This window comes from Streptomyces sp. SID11385 (assembly GCF_010548245.1).
Classification (GTDB): domain Bacteria; phylum Actinomycetota; class Actinomycetes; order Streptomycetales; family Streptomycetaceae; genus Streptomyces.
On record NZ_JAAGLR010000612.1, the window covers coordinates 1 to 567 of the forward strand.

Genomic DNA, 567 nt, shown 5'->3' on the forward strand with positions numbered 1-567 from the left:
GGTGTGCCGTGAGCGGGTCGGCGCAGCGGCCCGGGGCGAGGCCGAGGGCCTCGGCGGTCCGCTCGGCGGCGGCGTCGATGCGCGCGAAGTGGTTGTGGTGCGCGTAGAAGAAGTCCCGTACCTCGTCGTGCGGCTCCCCCGCGGGCGGGGGAGGGGAGCCCGAGCCGGGGCCCGCGAGGACCGCCGCCCGCTCGGCGGCGTCCCGGTAGCGGCGGTGCAGGGCGACGAGGGCGCGGGCGAGCCCGGGATGGTCGCGCACCGCCTCGGCGATCTCCTCCGGCGGGGGCGACTCGATGCCGCTCGCCTCGTCCGCGAGCGCCGCGCGCAGGTCGGCCGTCAGACGTGCCTCGTCGGCGACCGAGAAGTACTCGGCGCCGACCCCGAAGACCTCCTCCAGGCGCAGCAGCACCGGGACGGTCAGCGGGCGCTGGCCCTGCTCGATCTGATTGGCGTAGCTCGTCGAGATGCCGAGCGCGCGTGCCATCTCGACCTGGTTGAGGCCCCGCTCGCGGCGCAGCCGGCGCAGCTTGGCGTGCGCGTACAGCTTGCCGTCCCTGCCGGCCATGC

General features: G+C 76.4%; 1 protein-coding gene. It reads right to left on the bottom strand.

What is annotated here, in order from left to right; all coding sequences use genetic code 11:
• On the bottom strand, positions 1–565 hold a 565-nt coding region (locus G3I42_RS18620; protein ID WP_164287396.1), incomplete at its 3' end, for a helix-turn-helix domain-containing protein.
• Positions 566–567: the final 2 nt, after the last annotated feature.